Here is a 26134-nt window from a genome sequence, read left to right on the forward strand (position 1 = left end):
CGTCAATCTGAACTTGTTTCAGATTCACATTGTTTTTATTGTTTCAAGTTTTGGATTCTGTTCTTTAATTAAATTTAGTTTCCATTCCTTTTTCCAATTTTTAATTTGTTTTTCTCTCAATAAAGCTTGATTAATATCGGTAAATATTTCGTAGTAAATCAAATCTTTTAAATTATACTTTTTTGTAAACACAGAACCAATTCCATTTTGATGTTCAGTGATTCTCTTATTTAAATCTGCTGTTACACCTACATAAAATGTTGTTCTGTACTTATTAGTGATTATGTAAGTGTAACTTGTTTTCATTGTTATGAGATACAGGAACTAGGTTACTATTTTCTTTTACTTGTGTGATACTGAAACGAGTTCAGTATGACGTTGAGGTTGTAATTTAATTTGTAATATCGATATTATGATTGGTTGTTATAACGTTACGTCAATCTTAACTTGTTTTAGCATCTCGTCAGTTTTTCTAACTGTAAACTGTTACATTTTCTCGCGTTAAGGATTGAAAGGTCTGTCTGAGCTCCTCGCAGAGAGCGAGCCTTGAAAGCCTGACCCTTGTGGTAACGCCCAAATATTACAGTTTAAAATAATCTATATAATTTTGTAAATCTTTATCACCACGACCTGATAAATTAATAACAACAACGTCGTCTGGATTAAATTTTTTGTCTTCGAAAATGGCAAATGCATGCGAACTTTCGATTGCTGGAATAATCCCTTCTAACTGACTTAATTCTAATCCAGCTTTCATGGCTTGATCATCGGTAATTGAGATAAACTCGGCACGACCAGTGGTATATAAGTTAGCGTGCATTGGCCCAACACCTGGATAATCTAATCCTGCTGAAATCGAATAAGGCTCTGTAATCTGCCCATCTTGCGTTTGCATTAATAGGGTTTTACTTCCGTGAATAATGCCTTCTTTACCAAGGACAGAAGTTGCAGCGCTTTCTCCAGAATGAATCCCTTTTCCAGCTGCTTCAACAGCTATAAGATTAACATCTGTATCGTCTAAATAATGATAAAAAGCTCCAGCAGCATTACTACCACCTCCAACACAGGCTATAACGTAATCAGGTTTTTCTGTACCTTCTTTATCTTTTAGTTGCCATTTGATCTCTTCTGATACGACCGCTTGAAAACGAGCAACCATATCTGGGTAAGGATGTGGTCCAACCACACTACCAATAATATAATGTGTGTCTACTGGGTTATTAATCCAATCTCTAATGGCCTCGTTAGTGGCATCTTTTAAGGTGCGACTTCCTGATAATGCTGGACGTACTTCTGCGCCTAACATTTTCATTCTTGCCACGTTTGGTGCTTGGCGTGCAATATCAATTTCGCCCATGTAAACAATACATTTCATACCCATTAATGCACAAACTGTAGCTGTGGCAACACCATGTTGTCCAGCGCCAGTTTCTGCTATAATACGCGTTTTACCTAAACGCTGTGCCATTAAAATTTGACCAATGGTATTGTTTACTTTGTGTGCTCCTGTATGGTTTAAATCTTCGCGTTTAAGGTAGATTTTAGTATTATATTTTTCGCTTAAGCGTTTTGCAAAATAGAGTGGAGAAGGGCGTCCAACATAATCTTTTAATAAGTCGTCAAATTCCGCTTTAAAAGACGGTTCTGCCATTATTTTTAGATAGTTTTGACGTAATTCTTCTACGTTTGGATATAGCATTTCCGGGATGTATGCACCTCCAAAATCTCCGTAATATCCTTTGTCGTTAATATTAAAACTCATAATTGTGTGCTATCAATTTTTGTTTAAAATCGTTAAGTTTTGTTGTGTCTTTTAATCCTGCTGCAGTTTCGAATTTGCTATTTAAATCAAATCCAAAGCATAGGTAAGATTCCGGCCTCTTTAAAAATAGAAGAATGGCATCTACTTCGTTTAATCCAATACCGCCACTTAAAAAGTAAGGTTTTGAAGAGGGGTAGCTTTTTAAAACATTCCAATTAAAGGTGTAACCATTACCTCCGGGTTCTTTTCCTTTTGTGTCAAATAAATAATTGTCACAAACATCCTCATAAGGTTCTAAAACAGAGAAGTCAAATTGGTTTTTTATAGAAAACACTTTGATTACAGCAATGTCTAAATCTTTTAAACGTTGACACAATTCAGGTGTTTCTTGACCGTGTAATTGCACTCCTTGTAAGTCATGCTTATCCACTTTTCCTTTTATATACTCGAACGTTGCATTTACAAAAACACCAATTTTTTTGATGCTTTCTGGTAATTCTGGAATGACTCCGTTAAAATAACGCGATGATTTTTCGTAAAAAATGAAACCCATATAATTTGGATTAAGATCAGCAACATCTAGGATGTTGTTTTCGTTTTTCATTCCGCATACTTTTAGTTTCATAGTCTTAGTTGTTTAATGTTTTGATAAATTGTTTGGCACTTAAGCCAGCATTGTCAGTTTTCATAAAATTTTCGCCAATTAAAAATCCTTTATAACCAAAGGGTTGTAGTGTTTTTATGGCTTCGATATTGCTTATTCCGCTTTCCGATACTTTTACAAAATCGTCAGGGATTAAATCACTTAATTGTTTGCTTGTATCTAAACTAACCTCAAAGGTTTTTAAATTACGGTTGTTAACACCCAGCATATCTAAGCTTGGCATAATAGATTTATGTAATTCGTCTTGGTTATGCACTTCTAAAAGCACATCAAGATTTAAACTTTTAGCTAATTCTGAATAGGTTTTAATTTCTTCTCTGGTTAAGATTGCTGCAATTAATAAAATAACATCTGCACCATAAGCTTTAGCTTCAATAATTTGGTACGGATCTATTATAAACTCTTTTCTTAATAAAGGTAAATTACAACTTGCTCTTGCAGTTAGTAAATCGTCTAAACTTCCTCCAAAATATTTCCCATCGGTTAAAACAGACATTCCGCAAACACCAGCATCTTCATAACCTTTAGCAACATCAAAGACATTTAAATCGTGATTGATGACTTGTTTTGAAGGTGAGCGTCTTTTATGCTCTGCAATGATACCTGTCGTACTTTTTTTTAATTTTTCGGCTAGTGAAACAGTCTCACGTTCAAAAAGAATGGATTGTTCTAATTGTTTGATTGGTATTAATTGCTTGCGTAGGTTAACTTCAATACGTTTGTCGTTAACTATTTTAGTTAAAATATCCATTACTTACTTAGTTCGATTAATTTTTCCAAACTCGTTTTTGCACGTCCGCTTTCCAAACTTTCTTTAGCAAGTTCAAAACCTTCTAAATGTGATATTTGTTTGGCTGTTGCAATTGCTAAACCTGCATTAGCACAAACCACGTTGTTTTGCGCGTCTGTACCTTTACCATTTATAATGTTTTTAAATATTTTTGCTGCGTCTTTAACTGTGTTTCCACCAAATAGTTCAGATTGTTCAAGTTGTTTTAGACCCAAATCGCAAGGGTTTAATATTGTTTCAGCTGTATTGGAAATTATCTTAGTATTTCCAGTTAATGAAATTTCATCATATCCATCTAAAGCGTGTACGATGCTATAATTTTTATCTGTATTTTGGTATAAGTAACCATATATGCGTTGTAGCTCTAAGCTAAATACACCTACCATTTGATTGTTTGGAAATGCTGGATTTACCATTGGTCCAAGCATATTAAAAAATGTTTTTACACCCAATTCTTTTCTAATAGGAGCAACGTTTTTCATAGCTGGATGAAACAGAGGTGCGTGTAAAACACAGATGCCTGCTTTTTCTAAGGCGTATTTTAAAAAATCTGTTTTGTTAGAAAAATGAATGCCTAAAGCTTCCATAACATTGGAAGATCCAGAAGCTGATGACACACCATAGTTACCATGTTTTGCCACATTAACTCCAGCACCAGCAGTTACAAATGATGCTAAGGTTGAAATGTTAAAAGTATCTTTTCCGTCACCTCCAGTTCCGCATAAATCGATTGGATCAAATTCTGATAAGTTTACATGAATACATAATTCTAACAATGCATCTCTAAACCCTTGAAGCTCTTCTAGAGTTATACTTCGCATCATATAAACCGTTAAGAAAGAGGCTACTTGACTTTGATTATATGCGCCTTCAGATATGTTGACTAAAAGGTATTTAGCTTCTTCAGCAGTGATGCTTTCTTGATTAATTAGTCTGTTTAGTATTTGTTTCATATTAACTCTTAATCCAGTTTTCTAAAATTTGTTTTCCGTTTGGTGTCAGTACGCTTTCTGGATGGTATTGCACACCTCTTACGTCGTAAAATTTGTGTCTTAACGACATGACTTGTCCATTTTGGTCAAAGGATGTGGCTTCTAAAACCTCAGGTAAATTAGGATCTACAACCCATGAATGGTAACGTCCGACTTCAATAGTTTTGTTCATGTTTTTAAACAGTACTTCATCGTCAACCACAATATCTACATTTGTTGATACACCATGATATACATTGTCTAAATTAATTAAACTACCACCAAAAACTTCTCCAATAGCTTGTTGACCTAAACATACGCCTAAAATACTTTTAGTAGGTGCATAAGTTTTAATTATTGCTTTAAGCAAACCAGCTTCGTCAGGTATTCCTGGACCTGGAGAAAGTACAATTTTATCAAAAGCTTCGACTTGGTCCAAGGTTAATTTGTCATTTCTTTTTACAGTAACTTCACAATCTAAGTCTTCTAAATAGTGAACTAAGTTATAAGTAAAACTATCGTAATTATCTATTACTAAAACTCTCATATCTCTTTGGCTAATTCTATAGCATTTGTTAATGCTCCTAATTTGTTATATACTTCTTGTAACTCGCTTTCTGGGTTTGATCTAGAGACTAGACCTGCTCCAGCTTGCCAATGTAAATGATGGTTTTTACTCATAAATGTCCTAATCATAATTGCGTGATTATAATTGCCATCAAAATCCATAAAACCAATTGCTCCACCATAGAAGGCTCTGCTAGTTTTTTCGTATTTTTCAATAAGTTGCATGGCTTTGTGTTTTGGAGCACCACTTAAAGTTCCTGCAGGAAAGGTGTCTGCAACAACCTGCATTGTTGGTGTATTGTCGTGTATTTTTCCGGTTACCTTACTAACTAAGTGAATAACATGAGAAAAAAATTGTGCTTCTCTATAGGTTACAACTTTGACTTCGCTACCATGTCTGCTTAAATCATTTCTGGCAAGGTCAACTAACATGACGTGTTCTGCATTTTCCTTATCATCTTCGGCTAGTTGTTTGGCTAGCTTTTGGTCTTCCTCATCATTTCCAGTCCTTTTAAATGTTCCGGCAATTGGATGTATTTCGGCTTGACCGTTATTAACGACTAATTGTGCTTCTGGTGAGCTTCCAAAAATCTTGAAGTCACCATAGTCAAAGTAAAATAGGTATGGTGATGGGTTTATGCTGCGTAAGGCACGATAGACATTAAACTCGTCACCTTTAAAACCTTGCGAGAATTTTTTAGATAATACTAACTGGAACACATCACCTCTAGCACAATGTTGTTTGGCTAATAGGACCTGATCTTTATACTCGTCATCCGTTAAATTTGATTGTATTTCAGAGTTTGTTGTAAACTTATAAGTCGCAAAGTTTTTAGAGCTTATTAGTTGTAAAACTTCGTCTATATTGTTTTCTGTTTCAAAACAATGTGCAAAAATATAGGCTTCGTTTTTAAAGTGGTTTATAGCAATTATATTTTGGTAAACTGCGTAGTAAACGTCAGGAATGTCGAGAGAATCTGGTTTTTTAGAAATCTCTACATCTTCAAAGTGTTTCACAGCATCATAAGCTGTGTAGCCAAATATCCCGTTGTTGATAAACTTAAAATCCTCGTCCGATTTTACTTTAAAGCGTTTGGTAAACTTATGTATCATCTCGGTTACATTACGCACCTTGTTTTTCATCTCACTACCATCCGGAAATGTTTGTGTAATTGCTTTATCGTCAACTTTAATTGAGGCGATTGGGTTAAAGCATATGTAAGAAAAACTATTATCATTAGCGTGATAATCGCTACTTTCTAACAAAATACTATTAGGATATTTATCTCTAATTTTTAAATAGATGCTAACAGGAGTAATGGTGTCTGCTAGTATTTTTTTGTAATGTGTGTATAAACTGAATGTTTTCATTTTTATTATGCTGAATTTATTTCAGTATCTCCATTATTAGAGATATTATTAATTTTGTTTGTGTTTTCTGAAACAAGTTCAGAAATAAAAAAAAGGCTTGTCGTGAATGACAAGCCTTTTTTGTATAGTTACTTAAATAATACGTATAGCGTTAGTTCACGAAGTTTGATTTCGATTATTCCACCACCAAGTATGATTTAAAATTGTGTTCATGTTTATTATAAAGTTCAAAGATATAAATCAAAAGTTAGTTTTCAAATTATTTTCCCCTTTAATTATTTGTTAAAACTGAAAAAGAAGAAAACAATATATATTAAATTTACTTTATGAAACACTTATTTTTAATTTTGACCTTTACTTTTTTTGCTTTTGGAAACCAGTATATTAGTTTATTAAATAGTAATCAAATAAAAATAGTAGACGCACCTTATTTAAAGCAAGATTTAAAAATAGTCGATTTTGGCGGTTTGGAGCAATACCTTGCTGCTAAGGATAAAAGTAAAACTTATGTGATAAATTTTTGGGCGACTTGGTGTGCACCATGCGTTAAAGAATTACCTTATTTTGAACAGTTAAACACAACGTATGCAGACAAAAAGGTAGAAGTTATTTTGGTGAGTTTAGATTTTCCAAAGCAGATTGAAAGTAAATTAAAACCTTTTTTATTGAAAAATAAATTAAAAAGTGAGGTTATAGTTTTAAACGATGTTGATGCTAATACATGGATACCTAAAGTAGATGAAAATTGGTCAGGAGCAATTCCTGCAACATTAATTTACAATACCCAAAAGACAGTTTTTTATGAGCAATCATTTGATTATATAGCGTTAGAAACAGAATTAAAACAATTTTTAAAACAATAAATTATGAAAAAAATATTTAAATTAACCTTAGTGTTGGTCGTTATAATAACGGTTAGTGCTTTTACAACAAAGACTAATAGTACTGATTCAGGATATAAAATAGGTGATGTGGCAACAGATTTTGAACTTGAAAATATTGATGGTAATATGGTGTCTTTATCAGATTATGAAGATGCTAAAGGGTTTATAGTTGTATTTACCTGCAATACTTGTCCCTACGCAGTAGCTTATGAGGATAGAGTGCAGGGTTTAAATAAAAAGTATGCAGATCTAGGTTATCCCGTAATTGCCATTATGCCTAATAATACAACCGTTAAACCAGGAGATAATATGGAAGCTATGAAAACTAGAGCTAAGGATAAAGGGTTTACTTTTCCTTATCTGATGGATTCTGGTCAGGATATTTATCCGCAATATGGCGCAACAAAAACACCACATGTGTATGTTTTGCAAAAAGAACAAAAAGGAAATGTCGTTAAATATATTGGTGCAATTGATGATAATTATCAAGATGCAAATGCTGTAAAAACTAAGTATGTAGAAGATGCAGTTGATGCCCTATTAAATAATAAAGAAGTAAAAATTAACGAAACTAAAGCTATAGGTTGTTCTATTAAAGTTTAAAAAAAATTAATCTATTATAATAAATAAAAATCCGAGATGTAACATTTCGGATTTTTTTACGTCTATATACTATATATGTGTTAATTTTGTGCTAAAATTAATTGTATAAATATTATGGCAGATTTAATTCAATCGGATTGGGTAAACCAATTAGAAAAAGACGATAACGCAGTCATCCTTGATGTAAGAACAGATGAAGAGGTTGCAGAAGGAAAAATACCTAATGCAATACATATTGACATTTATAAAGGACAGGGATTTATTTATGCTGTCGAGGAGTTAGATAAATCTAAGAATTTTTACGTGTATTGTAGATCAGGTGGAAGAAGTGCCCAAGCATGCGCAATAATGAATCAATTAGGATTTGGTACTACTTACAATCTTCTAGGAGGATTTAGTGAGTGGTCAGGACCAGTTGAATAATAAAAAAGGTATGAAAAAAATAGCATTAGTATTAAGTTTGTGTTTAGTTTTTGTTGCACTGAGTTGTAAAAAAAATGTTGAAGGTGAAATAAAGGTTGTCTCTCCAGAGGAAATGCAAACACTATTGACTCTTGATAATGTTCAGTTTATAGATGTTAGGACACCAGCGGAATACAATTCTGGATATATTGCATCAGCACAAAATATAGATTTTATGTCGCCTACATTTGAGGATGATATTAAAACCTTAGATAGGAAAAAACCTGTACTATTGTATTGTCAAAAAGGCGGTAGAAGTGCTAAGTGTGCCGAAAAAATGATAGACTTAGGATTTAAAAAAATATATGATATGCAAGGTGGTTTTTCTAAATGGAAACATGATGGATTACCTTATAAAAAGAATTAACTAAAAATCCCAATCTTTTCAGATTGGGATTTTTTTTGCTAGATGTTACAAATAGACTTCAATTAGTTTAGCAGAATTTGCATGAATTATTATTATATTAATACAGGCAGGAATAATAATAGTTTGCCCCATTTTTAAGCTATAATTAGTAGCGTCGTCAGGCGTGTTAATTATAACCTCTCCCAGAACACATATATAAATTATAAACGAATCTATTGCTGTAACATCCCTTGTTAACTTGGTGTTTAATTCGATTATATTAGTTTTAAAATATTTGGAATTTACTAACTGACTTGGTGTGTTTAATTGTTGGTTGTAATCCGTTTTATAATGCGTGTAAAAATTGTAGTCTATAGCGTCTAAAGCTAGATTGGTGTGTAGCTCTCTTTTTTGTCCTGTTTTTTTGTCAACCCTATCATAATCATATATACGATAAGTAATATTTGAGGTTTGTTGGATTTCGGCAAGTAAAACACCTGCTCCAATTGCATGAACGCGTCCAGTAGGAATATAGAAGGTGTCTCCATATGTTACTGTTTCAATATTTAAAATATCTTTTAAGGTGTTGTTTTTAAGGTGATTTACGTAGTCTTCTTTACTGATTTTTTGATTAAAACCTACAATTAATTCGGCTTCATTTTCAGCTTGCATAACGTACCACATTTCATTTTTACCAAATGAATTATGTCTTTTTTTAGCTAACTGATTACTAGGATGAACTTGTATGGATAAAGGTGTTTTGGCATCAATAAATTTTATTAGCAACGGAAAGTTGTTGCCAAAGGTTTGATACACTTTGTGTCCTAGAAAATCACCTTTAAATGTCTTAATTAAATCTTTTAGCGTATTCCCTTTTAAATTGCCATTATTTACAATGGTTTGGTTATCCTCAACATCAGAAATTTCCCAAGATTCGCCTATGCTGTCTTGGGAGTAACTTTTATTTAATACCGATTTTAATTTGTTTCCTCCCCAAATACGGTAACTAAAAACTGGATTGAAAGTTAAGGGATATAATTTCATTTTATTTAAGTTGTTTGATATGGCCAATAAATTTTTTAGTCATAGTTGTAAGATGTATGTTAGTGTTTTGCATGGCGTCATCTAAGTTTTTTGCTTCGTTTATTATTTGTGAAGCATAATTAATTCCCATGTTTTTTAGTGCTTTTTCGTTAATGTCAATCGCACCACAAAAGACTGCTACATTAATATTATTTTTAGTTGAGGTATCTAAAACACCCTGAATTGTTTTTCCGGATAACGTTTGATTATCTAACTTGCCTTCTCCAGTTATAATCCAGTCTGCATTTGAAATTTGATTATCAAAATTTGATAACTGTTTAATTAATTTATTTCCGCTTTCAAGAGTTCCGTTTAAAAATATTTTAGAAGCAATTCCCATACCTCCTGCAGCTCCAGAACCAGGTATGGACTGTGGATCTATTTTAAAGATTTGACTGATTAATTTTGAGAAATCTTTAAGTCCTTTATTAAGTAATAATATATCTTGATGATTAGCTCCTTTTTGAGCAGCGTAAACGTAAGCAGCGCCTTTTTTACCATATAATGGATTAGTAACATCACAGGCTATTTTAAAATCTGTTGAAAAAATTTGTGGATTTGCATGACTAACGTCAATGGATTTTATAGATGACAGGTTTTTGCCAATAGGGTTTATTGTTACACCTTTTTTATCCAAAAAACGGTATCCTAATGCAGTTGCCATGCCAATACCACAATCGTTTGTAGCACTTCCACCAATACCAAGTATTATTTTTTTTGCACCTTTGTTTAAAGCGTCCAAAATAAGCTGACCAGTTCCAAATGTTGAAGTTATTTTACAATCTAATTGCTCTGGTTTTAAAAGCTTTAAGCCTGAGGCTTCTGCCATTTCTATAAATGCAGTTTCATATTTTGGAGCATAAATGTAGCTTGCCTCAATTGTAGAAAATAAAGGATTGCACACCTTAGTTTTGATTGTTTCTCCGTTTAAATAATGTTTAACAATATCAATGGTGCCATCACCACCATCTGCTAATGGTAGTTTTACGATATTGGCATAAGGCAACTCTTTTTTAAGCTGTTTTTCAACGATATTACAAAACTCTAAACTGGTTAGCGAATTTTTAAACTTATCTGGAGCAATTACTATTTTCATGTTAACTTTTAATTTAAAATTTCACCAATAAAAATTGCAAACAGCACAATTAAAACAAAGTATGATAATAGTATAATGACTTCTTTTTTACCTGCTTTATAGACTTCAATATCTAAACCTGGTTTGGTTTCTTTTTTAATAACATAGCTTACAATTAAAGCTATTATAACAGTCACTAAACAACCTATTGCATTCCACCAAAACCAAAATATACTTGGTACATATAGCCATAAATACATATTGAATAACACACCTATAACGATACCAATATTAGCACCTAAAGCATGCGTTTTTTTAGTTAGAATAGCTAATATGAAAGCAGCTAAAATGGGACCATAAAAAATTGAGCTTATTTTGTTAATAACCTCAATAACAGTTCCTTCTATACTTCCAGCGAAAAACGCAAAAAACAAACATACTAATCCCCAAAACACAGATAATAAACGCGAGTATTGTACGTATTTTTTGTCTGGCATATCAGGTTTAAATCGTTTTATAAAGTCTTCTAAGGTTACTGCAGATAATGAATTTACTGTGCTGCTTAAAGAGGACATTGCGGCAGACATTATTGCAACTATTAAAATACCGATGACACCATTTGGTAAGTATTTAATTATAAAAACAGGTACCATTAAGTCGGCTTTTTTACCTTCTAAACTTGTAATATTAGATTGGTAAACTGTATTTAATAACTCTTGAAAACTAGCGTCTTGTAGTAATAATGTCCCTAAAATTAATCCCATTATACAATAGGTTAATGTAATTGGGAATCTAAACAATCCATTAGCTAGTAATAATTTTTTTATGGTAGGTAATCCTTTTGCAGATAGCAGTCTTTGTGATTGTGTTTGATCTGTACCATAATAGGAAGCATACAAAAAGAAACCTCCTATTACCATTGGCCAAAAACCAAATTCGTCATTTTTATCAGCATTATTAAATCCCCATTTAGAAAAATCTACTGCAGTTAATCTGTCTTTATCAACAAGATTTATAAAATTATTATAGCCACCCAACTCACTTAAACCATAAAATAAGCAAATAATTATACCAAAAAAGAGAATGCACATTTGTATGACGTCTCCCCAAATTACAGCCTTCATTCCACCTTGAAAGGAGTACACCATGGTTATAACACCAATAATTAATATCGAAATCCAAAACTCTATACCAATAGTAGCTTGTAAAATAAGTGCCATAGTGTATACCATAACACCTGTTGCTACAGAGCGACTAATTTGAAAAACAAAACTAATAAGTAACCTTGAAGAGGCATCAAAACGACGTTCTAGATATTCATAAACACTAACAATACCAGAATTATATAAGGTAGGTATTATGGCAATTAGTAAAAACGCCATAGCTAAAGGTACACCAAACTCATAGGTTAACCATTGCAATCCACCACCTTCTTTTAAACCAACAAATGCTGGTGCAGATATAAAGCTAATAGCAGATAATTGGGTTGCCATGGTTGATAAACTTAACGGAAACCATCCCATTGATTGACCTCCAAGGAAGTAATCTTTAGAGTTTTTATTTTCTTTAAAGAAATACCCTATCCCTAAAAATCCGATTAAATATAATATGATAATGATGTAGTCTATATAATTCATGTGGTTAAAGCTAATGGGTTATTTATTCATTTAATAAATCTATAAATAATGCAGCACTCCATGAAAAATTATGACCTCCATAACCTGCGTTACCATTTTTATGTTCTTCTTTTCTGGAATCAAAATACTCGTAAAACCCATTGTTTTCAATAATCTCTATGGTATCTTGTTTCATTCTTTTGGCGATGTCATAAAAACCATATTGTTTTAACCCATAATATAACATCCAATTTAAATTAACCCAAACTGGACCTCTCCAATATTTTTTAGGATTAAACCTATCGCTAGTTGGATCAAATGATGCACACAGATATTGATCTGGGTTACCAAATTTTTCCATCATAATATCTACCATTTTTTTTGCTCTAGCCTCACTTGGTAGATTAGCAAAAAGTGGGGCAAAAGAAGAGGATGATATGTGTTTTAATAATTTTTCGTTTCTTAAATCGTAATGCACGTAAACACCTAGTTCTTCATCATAGAGTTTATTATTAAACGCTTTAGTCCCTTTGTCTTGCCATTTTTGAAGTTGGTGTATCTTATCGTTATTATTTTTATTTCCAATAATACGATATAAATCTATTAGGCTTTGATTAGATTTTAAAAGCACTGCGTTAAATAATGGATCTTGAACTAAAAAAGGAGAAAGCTCTGCAATTTTTTGATCATTATAATTGTTTTGTTTTGCTATTTCAATAATATGTAAATAGTGATCGTATTCTCTTTTTGAAGGTCTTTGCGCAGCATCAACATGTGTTGTGTCACGTCTTTCAAAAGTATATTCTGGAGGATTCATGGTGCCCCAAATATCATCCCAAATAGGAGAGTTGTCTGTACCTGATTCCCAGTTATGGTATATGTATACTAAACCTTCATCTTGAGGATCACGTTGGTTGTAAAAATATTCGTGATTTTTATATACTTTATCAATTACGGACTCTATAAATTTTAAAGTAGCATCTCTATCCTTACTAATACGGTATAAATCTTCTAGAACAAAACCAGTAACAGGAGGTTGTGTCATACCTGTAGATTTATATTTTTCCGAAGATTGAGGATGTAAATCTGAACGATGAAAATCTGGTCCAGGAAAATAAGTGTCCGTTTCGGTATGAAAAATAATATGAGGAATAAAACCATTACTCCATTGTGCATCAAGCAGTGTTTCTATTTCTTTTTCGGCTTTAGGCATGTCAAAATGAGCGAAACCAATTGCGATTAATCCAGAATCCCAGAACCATTGAAAAGGGTAAAGCTTTGCGCATGGAATGCTAAATTTATCTTTCCAGTTATTGTTTAATACTGTAATAGCGTTGTTTTGTAAATCCTTCATATATATTAAAGATTGTAAGTTTTTTTGATTTTAAAAAATAACCCATCACTTTACTTAGCAAAAAAAATGATGAGTTATATGACTAATTAAATTATTATAAATTAAAAGTTGAATGTTGCTGTTAAGAACATACGTCTAGGTAAGATTGGTCGTCCAACAAAAAACTCGCCATCTCCAGATTGACCAGCAATACCAGCTCTTGGGTTTCCTTCTGTAATACCAGAACTATCAAATAAGTTAAATACAGATAATCCAAAACGTAAGGACGTATCTTCGTTAGTTTGAATTGTGTAACCAGCACCTAATCTTGCAATTGTAATAGCATCTAACTCTACATTATTAGTGTCGTCAGTAAACTTTTTTCCTGTGTGGTTAACAGCAAAGCTTGCATCAAAAACTTTGTTATCGTAGTTAAGGCCTAAGTTACCTAAAAGGTTAGGTTGTCTTGCAATTTCATTACCTTCATTAATAGTACTTGTTGTACCACTAACTAAATCTTCGGTTTGATTAGTTGTAATTTCATGGTCTTGGTATGTTAGTGTCCCAGAAACATTTAAATACTCAGTAAATTTATATTTACCTGTTGCTTCAAGACCTAAAGTTTGTGTTGATTGCTCACTTCTAGCTTGATCTACTAATTGACCTCCAGAAATAGCTTGATCTATACGTATACGGTCGCTTAATCCAACGTAGTATGCAGCCACAGAACCAGAAAATTTATCTGTTCCAAATTTGGCTCCCATTTCACCTTGTAAAATTGTTTCAGCCTCATAATTGGTATCTCGTATTCCTGGAGTTGGTCCAAAACCACGTTGTTGCGGAAAAAAGTATCCTTTTGAGAAGTTTGCGTATAAGTTAGTAGCATCAGTTAGTTTGTATAAACCTGCTAATGATAATGCCCAATCTGTATCCTTAATTTCTCCAGTTGTAAATGTACCATCAGCAAATTGAACGTTTTGTAAGTTAGTTGTTAAGTCAGCATTTTCATAAACTTGAGAGGTTTCTAATCCACCTCGTCTAAAGGTACCTGTTGTAGACTCTATACGGAATCCAACGTCAAAACGCCATCTATCAAAAACCATTTCGTCTGTAAGGTAAAAGGCAGTTCTGCTTTGCGTTAGGAAATTATTGGCAGTCATACCAATTCTGTTATATAAACCGCCTTCAGAATATATTACATTATTTCCTCCAGCATCAGTGTAGCTTAAGTTTACTAATTGCGGATTATTATTAAATTCTGAAAGGACTCTATATTGATAGTTAACATCTTCAGCTTCTGTTCTGGCTAAGAATGTTCCAGCGGTATAGGTGTGTATTCCATCATCAGAATTTAATATAAAGCTAGCCTCTCCAGAATAATCTGTCATAGGTCTTAATCTATCTACGTGTAGGTTTTCTACCACTAAATCATTACCATTAATTTGGTTGCCAGCTCCACCTTGGTATGTTGCGCTAAATGCAGTATTATCTGGAGCAATAGCAGCTACATAATCATTAATAGTAATTGGATTACCATAATCACCACTACCTCCAACATATAATGCAAAATTGTGTTGGTAGTTGGCATATTTTACTTTCGATTTAAATTTTAGATTGTCATTTAAGTTATAGTTAAAATCTGCTAAAAGGTAACCACCTTTAGTATACACACCATCTTCAATAGGACTTTCATATACACCACCTGGAGTTAAAAATGAAGTGTTTGCAAGTTCACCAGATAATAGTTGGTTTACAGCTTCGCCATCGTTACCATTTAACCGTTCTCTAGACGCTCCATCTAATGGTAATGGTAAGTAAAATTGAGCTCTATCATTAATATATTGTCCGTGAACAGTAAAGGATCCGTTTTCAAATTTTTGTTTAATATTACCTCTAAACTGCACTCCTTTTGTGGTTAAACCAGTTTCAATTGGACCATCATCTTTTCTAACAAAACCTGTAAAAGCGTAGTAAGTGTTAGAATCTTCGCTACCTAATTGTCCACCAGTATAAAAGTCTGTTTTTAATCTACCGTCATTTCCCCATTCTACATTAATTAAATTTTCGTCATTAGAATCTCCAGTTTTACTAGAGTAATTAATAATACCAGCAACCGATCCAGCACCATAAAGTACAGCAGATCCACCTCTAACAAATTCGACACCTTTAAAACCAACATCAGGTCTAGCGTAAACATCATGTGCAGAAGAGTTTAATCCAAACGTACTCATAAGTGGCATACCATCGTACTGTAAAGGGTTAAAGACATATTGTCCACCAGAAGGTAAACCTCTAACAAAAAGGTTGGTTGCAGTTTCTCCACCACCACCTTCAGCAGTAATACCAGGTACATCTCTTAAAATATCGGCTTGACTATTAGCCGATAGTCTAGTAATTTCTTTAATGCCTTTACTACTAATGGATAAAGGTGCTTGTTTTTGTGATCTAAAAGTTGATGAAGCTGTAAGTACAATTTCATCTAAATTATTACCTTCTTGTAAGATAATATCAAGTGTTAATGGCGTACCGTTTAATTCTACTTTTTTAATTAAAGTATTATAGCCAATGTAAGAAATTTGTAACTCCCTTGATCCTGTAAGTTCAGGTACTGTAAAACTAAAATTTCCGTCAAAATCTGTAGAAGCTCCAACGTTTGAGTTAATAATTAAAATGTTAGCATTAGGGATAGGTAATCCAGCCTTATCTTTTACTGTTCCTGATATTTCTGTTTGTGCAAACATTGAAAAACAACAAAATAATAATAATAGTGTGGTGGTTAGTTTTTTCATTTTATTAAGAATTAGTTAATGTTAGGCTAATATAATTACGAAATAAGTATTGTTGTGTGCTAAAAAGTACGATATTTGTATGCAAACGTTTGCGAAAACGTTTGAAATTTTATTTTGATGAAGAAAGAAGTTACAACTTTAAAAAAATTAGCTCAGACTTTAGAATTATCGATATCAACAGTTTCTAGAGCATTAAATGACCATCCAGACATTAGTGTGCAAACTAAAGAGAAGGTGAAGGCATTAGCATTAAAATTAAATTATGTCCCAAACATTTTTGCCAAAGGTTTTAGAAATCATAGATCTAATATTATTGGTGTTATCGTACCCAATATAACACATTACTTTACTACGACTATTGTTAGAGGTATTATGGAAGAGGCCGAAAGTAAAGGATTTAGGGTAATTATATCAGAATCTAATAATGATGTAGAAAAACAAAAAGAGATGTTTAATACTATGATGCAATTTGGTGTGGATGGTATTTTAGCCTCATTAACTAAGCGTACCAGAGAAGTTGATCACATATTAGCAACGTTAAACACAATGCCAATTGTTTTATTTGATAAGGTTTCAAATAAAATTCCATGCACACAAATTACAATTAATGATGAGGAAGCAACCTATAACATTATTGAACATTTAATTAATATTGGAAAAAAACGTATTGCTATAATTAAGGAAGACCAATATTCTTATAATTCGGAAAAACGGTATTCGGGTTATTTAAAAGCTTTAAAAGATAATAATCTGGAGTTAGATCCAAAAATGGTTATTAGTGTAGAGGATATATCAATGAAAGAAGGAAAAAGAATGACTAATATATTATTGAGTTCAAAAGTACGACCTGATGCTATTTTCGCGATTACAGATGGTGCAGCAATAGGCGTAATACAAACACTAAATAAGTTTAATGTAAAAATACCTGAAGAAATAGCAGTTGTTGGATTTAGTAATTCTGAGCACTCAATTATAATAGAACCCAAATTAACCACAGTAGATCAACCTGGAGAAAAAATAGGACGTACAGCAGTGCAATACCTTGTAAATGAAATTAATATCCCTGAGGATAATATAACCAGCAAATTAGTTGAAATTAAAAGTAATATAGTAATTAGGGATTCTACCTTTAGGTCATAAAAAACGCCCTGAAATCAATATTTCAGAGCGTTTAAAGTGGAGTCGGAGAGAATCGAACTCTCGTCCAAACAAGTAACCAAAAGGCTTTCTACACGTTTATTCTTTTCTTAGGTTTTCGATTAAAAGCTGGTTAAAGACAACCTACTTTTAACTTATCTTTTTTAATTTCAGCAAAGCATCAAAGCGCTACTTAGCCTATATTGACTTTTTCGATGCCTCAAATGGAACGCTGTCAATCAAAGCTTTCCGGAGACATAAAGCTTGCTCACCTTGTGAGCCGAGGCTTAATCCTACTATGATTCGGATTAGGCAGCTAAAGCGTAGTTATTCTCGCCGATTAAAAAGTTGATCTAGTGTTTTACGAGCGCAAAATCATTACTCGACGTGCTTACAATTTAATTAATCTCGCTGTCAAAACCAGTCGACCCCATTTTAATAAATTGTGTTATTTATTGGATTGCAAAATTACTAAAAATTATAATGCAAACGTTGTACCATTTAAGATTTATAATAAACTTAAGATAAAATTAAGTCATATTTTTTAAATTGAAATAAAAAGTAGAGATGATAAAAACAGGTACAGAAGTACAATGGGATTGGGGAAACGGAACTGCTAAAGGAAAAGTAGAAGAAACCTACACTAAAAAAATAACAAAAACTATTAAAGGTACCAAAGTGACCAGAGATGGGACTTCTGGAAACAAAGCGCTTTTTATAAAGCAATCAGATGGTGACTACGTTTTAAAAAGCGAAAATGAAGTAAAGCGTGTATAATAAATTTGATTTGCTAAACCTTAATATTAAAGGTAATTTAGCAAGAATAAATTTAGATATATGAAATTTGCAATTATAAAAGAACGTAAAAATCCACCAGATAGACGTGTCGTGTTTTCTCCTAATGACTTAAAAGATTTAAAAACTTCCTTTCCACAAGCAGAAGTAATGATTGAGGCTTCGGACATTCGTGTGTTTAATGATGCTGAATATGAAAAAAATGGCTTTCAGATTTTTAAGGACGTTTCAGATGCAGATGTTATGTTTGGTGTAAAAGAAGTGCCAACAGAAGCGCTTATTCCTAATAAAAAATATTTTTTCTTCAGTCATACAATAAAAAAGCAACCTTATAATAGAGCGCTTTTAAGAGCTATCCTTGATAAAAATATTGAAATGTATGATCACGAAACTATTGTTAGACAAAATGGCGCAAGACTAATTGGTTTTGGGCGTTATGCTGGTTTGGTAGGTGCTTACAACGGTTTTAGAGCCTTAGGACTTCGTGATAATTTATTTACACTACCTAAAGTAGAGCACTTAAAAGATTTAGATGAAGTAAAAAGCGAACTGGATAAAATTAAATTACCCAACATAAAAATTGTGCTTTCTGGTACTGGTAAAGTAGCTAAAGGCGCACAAGAAATTTTAGATCATCTTAAAATTAAGCAAGTCAGTGATGCTTTATACTTAACCTCTAATTTTACTGAGCCTGTGTATTGCTTAATTGATGTTATGGAATATAGTAAGCGTAAGGATGGTAAAGTTGGTAATAAAGGACAGTTTTATAAAGATCCTTCAGGTTACGAAAGTAATTTTATGCCTTATGCTAAACAAACAGACTTTTTTATAGCAGGTCACTTTTATGGTGATGGAGCTCCTTATTTATTTACAAGAGAAGATGCAAGACATCCAGATTTTAAAATTAACTTAATAGCCGATATTTCTTGCGATATTGATGGACCTGTAGCATCCACAATCCGTCCATCCACTATTGCAGATCCTTTTTATGGTTATAATGCCAAAACTGAAAAAGAAGTAGCTTATAATGATAAAGATGCAATAACTGTCATGGCAGTAGATAATTTACCTTGCGAATTACCAAAAGATGCAAGTGAAGGTTTTGGAGAGATGTTTTTAAAACATGTTATTCCTGCGTTTTTTAACAATGATGCAGATGGTGTTTTAAAAAGAGCTAAAATTACCGAAAATGGTAAATTGACTAAAAGATTTAGTTATTTACAAAACTACGTAGACGGTAAAGAGTAATATCAAGTTAGGACTTTTTGACCTTAATCTGTTATATTAATATAACCATTACAAAACTTAAAAGATGAAAAAACTAAAGTTTATAGTATCATTACTAGTTGTTTTATTAATTTTTTCTTGCGAAAAAGACAATAATATTCCGTTAAACCAACAACAAGTAGATGGTCAAGCTGGCAATCCTTTTTTAGAAAATTTTGGAGCATCTATGGATGCAAGATTTATAGGAAGGATTATAAATGAAGAAGGTGACCCAATTATTGGAGCTAGTATTAACGTCGGTAATATGATGACTGTAACAGATGCAAACGGAGTATTTTCTGTAGAGTCAGCAACGGTTTATGAAAAATTCGCCTATATAAAAGCGTCTAAAGTTGGTTTTATTGATGGTTCTAGATCTTTGGTACCTACAAGTGGTGTTAACCAAGTCGTTATTATGTTACTAGATGCCGATCCAAATGCTACAATTGGAGCAGGTCAACCTTTTAATATTGGCTTGCCAAACGGAACTTCTGTTAATTTTTCAGGTGATTTTGAAACTGAAAATGGTTTTGAGTATTTAGGAAATGTTCAGGTTGTTTTAAGACATTTAAATCCGGATAATGAGGCTATGGCTTTGCAAATGCCAGGAGCTTTAATAGCAGAGAATACGAGTGGTAATTTACAAGCTTTAGAAACCTATGGTATGATAGCTGTTAAGTTAATAGGAGAAAATGGTGAGGTTTTAAATATCGCAGAAGGTACCACTGCAGAATTATCTGTTCCTGTGCCTACTAATGCTACTAATCCTCCGGAAACAATACCATTATGGTATTTTGACGAAACATATGGATATTGGAAGGAAGAAGGTACAGCAGTTTTAGAGGGTAATAAATATGTTGGAGAGGTATCCCATTTTAGTTTTTGGAACTGTGATATTGCTTTTGATACCGTTCAACTATGTATTACTGTAGTGGATGATAATAACAATCCTTTGCCTAATACCATTGTACAATTGCAACGCGAATCTATATCTTGGACATCTACAACTACAGGGTACACTAATGCAAATGGTGAAGTTTGTGGTATTATTCCTGCTAACGAAACATTAACAGTAACCATTCCGGATTTTGGTTGTATTGATAATGATTATACTGAGATTGTTGGACCGTTTGATATGGACACTAATCTGACCATAACAGTATCAGATAGCAATGCACAAACGACTAATATAACTGGTGTTTTTAATGATTGTTCTGGTGCTCCAGCTACAAATGGTTATGTCTTTTTAAATTATAATAATTCTGTATCTATTATTCCAATAACCGACGGAATCTTGGATTTATCTATTGATTATTGTTTGACAGATACGGAGTATACTATGCAGTTTTTTGATATAACAAACAATCAATCTACAACTTTTGTAACAGGTAATTTTACAGTTCCTATAACAGATTTAGGTACGCAAATGTCATGTACAACACTTTTGGATGCTGATGCAGATGGTGTGTTAGATTTTAATGAAGACTTAAATGCTAATGGCGATTATACTGATGACGATACAGATCAAGATGGTATACCTGACTATTTAGATACTGATGATGATGGTGATGGTGTTGATACTATTGATGAGGATTATGATAGTGATGGAGATCCAATGAATGACGATAGTGATGGTGACACGATACCTGATTATTTAGATAATTTAGATGTCTTAATTTACGCAACAGAGGTTTCAGGAATAGGTTGTATCCCATCATTAATTTACGATTTTGATAGTATTGTTTCAGAGGTTTATTTTGAATTAATTAATAATACGTATACTTTTTACTTAACTGAAGCTGATGCATTAGTTGACGTTAATCCTTTAGCTAGTCCATTTATAGATAATGGGAATACGCAAATAATTTATGTAAAAGCGGTTAATACCATAACAAACCAATTTGATATTGCAGAAGTATATTTGTATCAGGAATTTTTAGATACAGATGGAGATGGATTAACAGATTGTGAAGAGACATCAGGTATTGATAGTGACCTTACTATCTGTAATCCAAACGGAAATATTACAGATCCTAATTTAGCAGATAGTGATGGAGATGGTTTTGATGATTGTATAGAAGCTACTAGTGGTACAAATCCAAGTGATGACACTAGTATACCAACTAGCCCAAGTATAATTGTAAATGATCAAACGGTAACAGAAGGAGATGTTATGGAATATGCTTTTACTTTATCTAGTCCAGCAATCGATGATATTGTTATTAATTTTGAAATTGTTTCTAGTGAAGTAGATTTTGACGATTATCAAATTGAAGGTATTTATGGTAATAACAATATTAATTTTACCATTGAAGCAGGTAGCACAAGTGGAGTATTTGCAATTGTAATTACAGATGATACAGAAGTTGAAGGGACTGAAGATTTTACTGTCGTAGGAACGTTATTAAGTGGATCTGCAAGTGCGATAGGAGAAGCGACGATTTCCATTATAGATAATGATTAAAATTAATTTCATATTTAATTAGTATAAAAAAAAGCTTCCTAATGGGAAGCTTTTTTGTTTGTTGTGTAATTTGTTTTTATGGCGTAATAACAGACACATAAAAACAATCCAAATACAATTGTAAATAGCCACGCTGTGTAATTTAAATTTGGGTTTAGTACTATAAATACTATTGTTTCTAATATAGTCCATGGTTTATTTAATACTTCCCAAGAATTAAATCTTAAAAAGCGACCTAAGTAAACTCCAAAACCAACTAATATAAATAACAACGGAATACTGAATGCAACAATATGTTTTTCGACGTAAGTCTTAAAAATAATTTCCATGGTCCAAACAGATTTAAAAAACAAAATTAATCCCGTAATAGCAAACATGGTGATAATTAACGTGTCTATCCAGAGTAAATGGTGACTACTATATTTTAAATGAAATAAGTCCGTAACTATATAAGGTGCGTTTGGTAAAAATAGTAACCATAGTATACTGTTAGTAATTAGAGTTGATGATTTTATGTGTTTAAGAGTTGCCAAATAACTACTTAGTAAATAGGGTAGTCCTGCTAAAAATAAATTCCAAATTAAAAATAAATAGTAGTAATTATTAGTTAATTTAAATCTTATTAGTAATAAAGTTAAACTAAAAAAAGTTAGTAATATTATAGATAATATGGTTTGATATTCTGCTTGGATGATTTGTTTAATTGTTTTCATTAGTGATGTAATTTATATCTATAAAATAGATAGTGACAATGCCTAATGTATATGCGACTAAGTCTGCTACACTAAAGTGACTGCCAAGCACGATTGAGGCTATTTTGTTATGTTTTAAATGTAATGTTTCAAGTAGATTTGTAAGTTGGGCAAACTCAATACAAAAAGAGATGGCTAATGCCCAAATTGAAGCCTGAATACAATGTGTTTTAAAAATGCTTTTTAGGCCACAATAGACTAATATAGAAGCCAGAAAATCGCCAACTGTAAATCGTATAAAACCATTTTTTAAATAGTAGGCAATTGCAATTTCTGTTAATAGTATAATTAGTGTTAGCGCTAAAAATTTAGTGTCAATTTTTATTGTCATTATAAGCTTATTTTTGGACCCAAAAACTTAGGTTGTGTATTAATAATAACATCTATAATTGCTTTGGTACGTGCTAAGTACTCTCTTGCATTGGTGCGTAAACCGTATCGCCTTTTTACATCTTTAGCGTTAAAGGCAATAACGTTTAAATTATAGTGTTGTGCTAAATAAATAGCGCGTTGGTTATGAAATTTTTGTGAAATTATTGTAAAACTATCCAAACCAAATATTTTGTTGGCTCTAATAACAGAATCTAATGTTCTAAATCCAGCATAGTCTAATATTATCTTATCTTCAGGAATACCAAGATTGATAAGGTCATGTTTAAATGTTGAAGGTTCGTCATAATAACTAGTACTGTTATCTCCACTTATTAAAATACGTTCAACTTTTTTATTTTTGTAAAGTAAATAAGCAGCTTTCAAGCGGTATTTGTAATATAAGTTTATAGTGTTATTACTTATGAATTTGCTGGTGCCAAGTAATAAACCTACTTGGTTTTCAGGAATTGCGTTTACGTCATTATAAAGTTTGTCTTTAGCGTTATAATTAATATAAAAGTGCGCCATAAAAAGGGCTAGTACCATTATAGTTATGGTAATAATTATAAGTTTGATGTAGGTTTTCATTTTAATTATTTAGATTAATAAATATAGAGCTTCTTAAAGTGCTAACTGAGGTGTTTAGTAATCCTTTATAATTTAGATTGTAAAAGACATTTGCATTTTTGCCTATGCGATACGACTTTATATAATACTTCCAATATTCTGGTAATATTATGGAGCCTATAGTAATCACGCCAAACAAGTATATGCTGCGTTTACCATTACCAAAGCAAAGGTATTGTAAGGCTATTTCGTCTTCTTCAGTGGTATTATATCCAGTCATTACGTGGTAGGCGTCGTGACGTTCTACTTTTGGAATTAACTCAAACCCATTGTGTTGTAAAAACAGGCCTAAATGATAACCAAAGGTGTCTTTTGGAAATTGTAGTAAGTGTTGTTTTTTTATATGCCAAGGTTTGTTTTTTTTGAAGTATTTGGTGTAAATATGTTGTGTTATTTTAAATAACCATGCGATTAATTGTTTACGTTGTGTTTTCATATTTCAAAGTGCTTTGTTTTTCAAAGTAAATAGATAAAAAAATAGATTACTGTTTTTTGATTAATTTTTCAAGTGCATTAATGTGTTTTTTAAATTCGGCTTGACCTAACTTAGTAACACTATAACGTGTGTTTGGTTTACGATCTATAAATTGTTTTTCTACAGTGATATAATCTGCTTTTTCTAATGCTTTAGTGTGACTTGCTAAATTACCATCTGTCGCATCTAATAACGCTTTTAGGGTTTTAAAATCTGCGTACTCATTTACCATTAAAACAGACATAATTCCTAGCCTAATCCTATGGTCAAATACTTTATTTATGTTGGTTATTATACTCATTTTATATTATGCGAAAATAGGAATCTTTGCTAATTAATCTGTTATCATAAACTTTTTAACTTTTGCTACCACATTGTTTTTAAAAGTGATTTGTAAACTATGAAATTGAACACCAAAGCCTGCACTAGATATTCCTAAATCATAAACCCACTGATTATCAATAGTACTATTAGAAGGATTTCCCAGAAGCGTAACTACTTCGGACTTGTTTTTTAGTTTTAAAATTTGATTATTAATTATATCATCTCTCATTTTATATCTTGATGTTGTTTCTGTACGCCATTTTTGTTCATTAAATGTTGACTCTGGTATGTACTCTATATAACTCATCAATAATAATATTAAACCATAATACGCTAAAGGAGTACTAATAATACTTAAAACTAGAGCTGTAATTTTGGCTTTTTTTAAATTTTGATTATACTTTTTTACAACCCAGTAAGTTGTGTAAAATAGTATTATTGCTATGATTGTTAATATAATTGGAACTTCAATGCTCATTTTTTGTCGTATTTAAAATGCATATAAGTACCATAAATAATGTGCATAAAGCCAAAACCAATAACCCAAATCCAAAAGCCATAACCAGGATAAAGTGTTGCTATAAGTCCCAAAATAATTTCGGTATAGCCCAAATATTTTATGTTTCCAATACTATATTTAGAGGCATTTATTAATGCCAAACCATAAAATATTAGCATCAAACCACCTGTTTGACCATAGCGACCTTGGCTAAGTATTATTAAAATATATAAACCACCAACGACTAACGGAATTAGAAAATTAAATATTAATCGTCTTGATGAGGTGTCCCAAATTTTTTCGCCATTTTTTTTTGCCTTTTTTGTAGTTAAATAAATACCAGTAACAATACTTAAAAAAGCAACCATAAATAGTATAAATATTATGGTTTTAAAAACCCATCCATCCAATAATAATGTACCATAACTATAGGTGGTTACGTAATAATAAGTCATTGCAGCACCTACAAGTGCATAGATACCAGCTAAAATTCCAGATAAACCACTAAGCGAAATAAATCTAGAAGACTTATTCATAAGGTTTTTAATCTCGCTAATATCTTTTAAATAATCTTCGTTGCTCATAATTAAAGTACTTTGAAATACAAAGTAAGTTTAATTAATTAGAATATAAAAGTTAAAGGTTTATTAATTTTCATTTTAACATTTGCCCAATGCATGGTTTATTTTTCATAAATTTATAATCTAACCAATTTAAATCAAATAAATCATGGCATTAACAGGATTACTATTAGACATTGCTAACATTTCTGGAGGCTTATTATTAGGATTAGCTACTTTAGATAAATGGGATGGTGAAGCTAATTTTTTTAATAAAATTGCAGGTGTTTTAGCACCTTTTCAAACCGTTATTGGTGGCGCACTTATTGTGTTGCCTATTTTAATTATACTAGGAGGAGGGTTTGGTATTTTTAGTATTGTAAGTATTATTGGAGGTATACTATTGTTAACACACGTATTTGGAAAAGTGCCTGCTTTAGAAGAGACATTAAGAAAAATATCAGACAAGTTAATGCCTTTTAAAGCTATTATAGGTGTAGCATTATTAGCTATTGGTGTGCTTAGCTTACTACATATATTATAGAAA

At 31.9% G+C, this 26134-nt stretch carries 28 protein-coding genes and 1 other RNA gene; 9 read left to right on the plus strand and 20 right to left on the minus strand.

Translation table 11 applies throughout. From position 1 onward, the window contains the following. Nucleotides 1–24: 24 nt before the first annotated feature. The 7 genes from V6251_RS09955 to V6251_RS09985 all read right to left on the minus strand — a co-directional run bounded on the left by V6251_RS09955 (nucleotide 25) and on the right by V6251_RS09985 (nucleotide 6125). Entirely contained in the window at nucleotides 25–306 is a 282-nt protein-coding gene (locus tag V6251_RS09955) for a GIY-YIG nuclease family protein (RefSeq protein WP_341588105.1), read from the minus strand. Nucleotides 307–580: 274 nt separating this feature from the next. Next, nucleotides 581–1762 carry a tryptophan synthase subunit beta gene (gene trpB / locus V6251_RS09960; protein WP_341588106.1) on the minus strand — a complete coding sequence of 394 codons (1182 nt, stop codon included), beginning with the start codon at nucleotides 1760–1762 and terminating at the stop codon, nucleotides 581–583. Beyond that, on the minus strand, nucleotides 1752–2387 hold the full coding sequence (locus V6251_RS09965; RefSeq protein ID WP_090841443.1) for a phosphoribosylanthranilate isomerase: 636 nt from the start codon (nucleotides 2385–2387) through the stop codon (nucleotides 1752–1754). Before V6251_RS09965 ends, trpB begins: the two co-directional genes overlap by 11 nt. 4 nt (nucleotides 2388–2391) lie before the next feature. After that, nucleotides 2392–3177, minus strand: a complete 786-nt coding sequence (gene trpC / locus V6251_RS09970; RefSeq protein ID WP_341588107.1) for an indole-3-glycerol phosphate synthase TrpC — start codon at nucleotides 3175–3177, stop codon at nucleotides 2392–2394. Beyond that, nucleotides 3177–4169, minus strand: coding sequence for an anthranilate phosphoribosyltransferase (gene trpD / locus V6251_RS09975; protein ID WP_341588108.1), 993 nt, complete (start codon nucleotides 4167–4169; stop codon nucleotides 3177–3179). The genes trpC and trpD overlap by 1 nt, the downstream gene beginning before the upstream one ends. Before the next feature lies 1 nt (nucleotide 4170). Further along, a complete protein-coding gene (locus V6251_RS09980; protein ID WP_341588109.1) occupies nucleotides 4171–4734 on the minus strand; it encodes an anthranilate synthase component II in 564 nt (187 codons plus the stop codon). Then, nucleotides 4731–6125: an anthranilate synthase component I family protein gene (locus V6251_RS09985; RefSeq protein WP_341588110.1), complete on the minus strand. Its 1395-nt coding sequence runs from the start codon at nucleotides 6123–6125 to the stop codon at nucleotides 4731–4733. Before V6251_RS09985 ends, V6251_RS09980 begins: the two co-directional genes overlap by 4 nt. 326 nt (nucleotides 6126–6451) lie before the next feature. Here V6251_RS09985 and V6251_RS09990 point away from each other — a divergent pair, with 326 nt between their 5' ends. From V6251_RS09990 to V6251_RS10005, 4 genes are all read left to right on the plus strand, one after another. Continuing rightward, nucleotides 6452–6988 (plus strand): TlpA disulfide reductase family protein, encoded by a 537-nt coding sequence (locus V6251_RS09990; protein WP_341588111.1) that lies wholly within the window; start codon nucleotides 6452–6454, stop codon nucleotides 6986–6988. Nucleotides 6989–6991: 3 nt separating this feature from the next. Continuing rightward, nucleotides 6992–7612 carry a thioredoxin family protein gene (locus tag V6251_RS09995; protein ID WP_341588112.1) on the plus strand — a complete coding sequence of 207 codons (621 nt, stop codon included), beginning with the start codon at nucleotides 6992–6994 and terminating at the stop codon, nucleotides 7610–7612. Nucleotides 7613–7726: 114 nt separating this feature from the next. Then, a complete protein-coding gene (locus V6251_RS10000; RefSeq protein ID WP_341588113.1) occupies nucleotides 7727–8035 on the plus strand; it encodes a rhodanese-like domain-containing protein in 309 nt (102 codons plus the stop codon). A gap of 10 nt (nucleotides 8036–8045) precedes the next feature. Then, entirely contained in the window at nucleotides 8046–8441 is a 396-nt protein-coding gene (locus V6251_RS10005) for a rhodanese-like domain-containing protein (protein ID WP_341588114.1), read from the plus strand. A gap of 45 nt (nucleotides 8442–8486) precedes the next feature. On the opposite strand, the gene V6251_RS10010 is transcribed toward V6251_RS10005, so the two are convergent. From V6251_RS10010 to V6251_RS10030, 5 genes are all read right to left on the minus strand, one after another. Then, nucleotides 8487–9464, minus strand: coding sequence for a type I phosphomannose isomerase catalytic subunit (locus V6251_RS10010; RefSeq protein WP_341588115.1), 978 nt, complete (start codon nucleotides 9462–9464; stop codon nucleotides 8487–8489). Between the two features lies 1 nt (nucleotide 9465). Beyond that, the gene (locus V6251_RS10015) at nucleotides 9466–10599 is read right to left on the minus strand and encodes a glycerate kinase (protein ID WP_341588116.1); all 1134 of its coding nucleotides are present in this window, start codon (nucleotides 10597–10599) and stop codon (nucleotides 9466–9468) included. A gap of 8 nt (nucleotides 10600–10607) precedes the next feature. Then, nucleotides 10608–12215 carry a sodium:solute symporter gene (locus V6251_RS10020; RefSeq protein WP_339876520.1) on the minus strand — a complete coding sequence of 536 codons (1608 nt, stop codon included), beginning with the start codon at nucleotides 12213–12215 and terminating at the stop codon, nucleotides 10608–10610. Nucleotides 12216–12237: 22 nt separating this feature from the next. After that, entirely contained in the window at nucleotides 12238–13548 is a 1311-nt protein-coding gene (locus V6251_RS10025; RefSeq protein WP_341588117.1) for an MGH1-like glycoside hydrolase domain-containing protein, read from the minus strand. A gap of 101 nt (nucleotides 13549–13649) precedes the next feature. Next, nucleotides 13650–16316, minus strand: a complete 2667-nt coding sequence (locus tag V6251_RS10030) for a TonB-dependent receptor domain-containing protein (RefSeq protein ID WP_341588118.1) — start codon at nucleotides 16314–16316, stop codon at nucleotides 13650–13652. Between the two features lie 117 nt (nucleotides 16317–16433). Between V6251_RS10030 and V6251_RS10035 the strand changes: the two genes are divergently transcribed. Beyond that, on the plus strand, nucleotides 16434–17456 hold the full coding sequence (locus V6251_RS10035; protein WP_341588119.1) for a LacI family DNA-binding transcriptional regulator: 1023 nt from the start codon (nucleotides 16434–16436) through the stop codon (nucleotides 17454–17456). A 34-nt stretch (nucleotides 17457–17490) separates the two neighbouring features. On the opposite strand, the gene ssrA is transcribed toward V6251_RS10035, so the two are convergent. Next, nucleotides 17491–17885, minus strand: a transfer-messenger RNA (tmRNA) gene (gene ssrA, locus V6251_RS10040). 135 nt (nucleotides 17886–18020) lie between these two features. Here ssrA and V6251_RS10045 point away from each other — a divergent pair. The 3 genes from V6251_RS10045 (at nucleotide 18021) to V6251_RS10055 (ending at nucleotide 21978) form a co-directional block, all read left to right on the plus strand. After that, a complete protein-coding gene (locus tag V6251_RS10045) occupies nucleotides 18021–18230 on the plus strand; it encodes a DUF2945 domain-containing protein (protein WP_341588120.1) in 210 nt (69 codons plus the stop codon). Between the two features lie 60 nt (nucleotides 18231–18290). Further along, complete coding sequence (locus V6251_RS10050; protein ID WP_341588121.1) at nucleotides 18291–19496, plus strand: NAD(P)-dependent oxidoreductase; 1206 nt, start codon at nucleotides 18291–18293, stop codon at nucleotides 19494–19496. Nucleotides 19497–19560: 64 nt separating this feature from the next. Then, nucleotides 19561–21978 carry a hypothetical protein gene (locus tag V6251_RS10055; protein WP_341588122.1) on the plus strand — a complete coding sequence of 806 codons (2418 nt, stop codon included), beginning with the start codon at nucleotides 19561–19563 and terminating at the stop codon, nucleotides 21976–21978. Nucleotides 21979–22016: 38 nt separating this feature from the next. Here V6251_RS10055 and V6251_RS10060 read toward each other — a convergent pair whose 3' ends face one another. Genes V6251_RS10060 through V6251_RS10090 form a run of 7 tightly spaced genes read right to left on the minus strand, consistent with a single transcriptional unit; the run spans nucleotide 22017 to nucleotide 25611 of the window. Next, nucleotides 22017–22691: a DUF1361 domain-containing protein gene (locus V6251_RS10060; RefSeq protein WP_341588123.1), complete on the minus strand. Its 675-nt coding sequence runs from the start codon at nucleotides 22689–22691 to the stop codon at nucleotides 22017–22019. Beyond that, on the minus strand, nucleotides 22678–23061 hold the full coding sequence (locus tag V6251_RS10065) for a ribosomal maturation YjgA family protein (RefSeq protein WP_341588124.1): 384 nt from the start codon (nucleotides 23059–23061) through the stop codon (nucleotides 22678–22680). The genes V6251_RS10060 and V6251_RS10065 overlap by 14 nt, the downstream gene beginning before the upstream one ends. Next, nucleotides 23061–23690: a SanA/YdcF family protein gene (locus V6251_RS10070; protein ID WP_341588125.1), complete on the minus strand. Its 630-nt coding sequence runs from the start codon at nucleotides 23688–23690 to the stop codon at nucleotides 23061–23063. The genes V6251_RS10065 and V6251_RS10070 overlap by 1 nt, the downstream gene beginning before the upstream one ends. A 1-nt stretch (nucleotide 23691) precedes the next feature. After that, complete coding sequence (locus V6251_RS10075; protein WP_341588126.1) at nucleotides 23692–24165, minus strand: Coq4 family protein; 474 nt, start codon at nucleotides 24163–24165, stop codon at nucleotides 23692–23694. 46 nt (nucleotides 24166–24211) lie between these two features. Further along, nucleotides 24212–24505, minus strand: coding sequence for a winged helix-turn-helix domain-containing protein (locus V6251_RS10080; protein ID WP_145002667.1), 294 nt, complete (start codon nucleotides 24503–24505; stop codon nucleotides 24212–24214). Nucleotides 24506–24538: 33 nt separating this feature from the next. Further along, nucleotides 24539–25006 carry a hypothetical protein gene (locus tag V6251_RS10085; protein WP_341588127.1) on the minus strand — a complete coding sequence of 156 codons (468 nt, stop codon included), beginning with the start codon at nucleotides 25004–25006 and terminating at the stop codon, nucleotides 24539–24541. After that, nucleotides 25003–25611: a hypothetical protein gene (locus tag V6251_RS10090; RefSeq protein WP_341588128.1), complete on the minus strand. Its 609-nt coding sequence runs from the start codon at nucleotides 25609–25611 to the stop codon at nucleotides 25003–25005. Before V6251_RS10090 ends, V6251_RS10085 begins: the two co-directional genes overlap by 4 nt. 145 nt (nucleotides 25612–25756) lie before the next feature. On the opposite strand from V6251_RS10090, the gene V6251_RS10095 reads away from it, so the two are divergent. Beyond that, nucleotides 25757–26131, plus strand: a complete 375-nt coding sequence (locus V6251_RS10095; protein WP_145002658.1) for a hypothetical protein — start codon at nucleotides 25757–25759, stop codon at nucleotides 26129–26131. Nucleotides 26132–26134: the final 3 nt, after the last annotated feature.

It is taken from the genome of Olleya sp. Ti.3.14, assembly GCF_038154885.1.
In the GTDB taxonomy this organism is placed as follows: Bacteria; Bacteroidota; Bacteroidia; order Flavobacteriales; family Flavobacteriaceae; genus Olleya.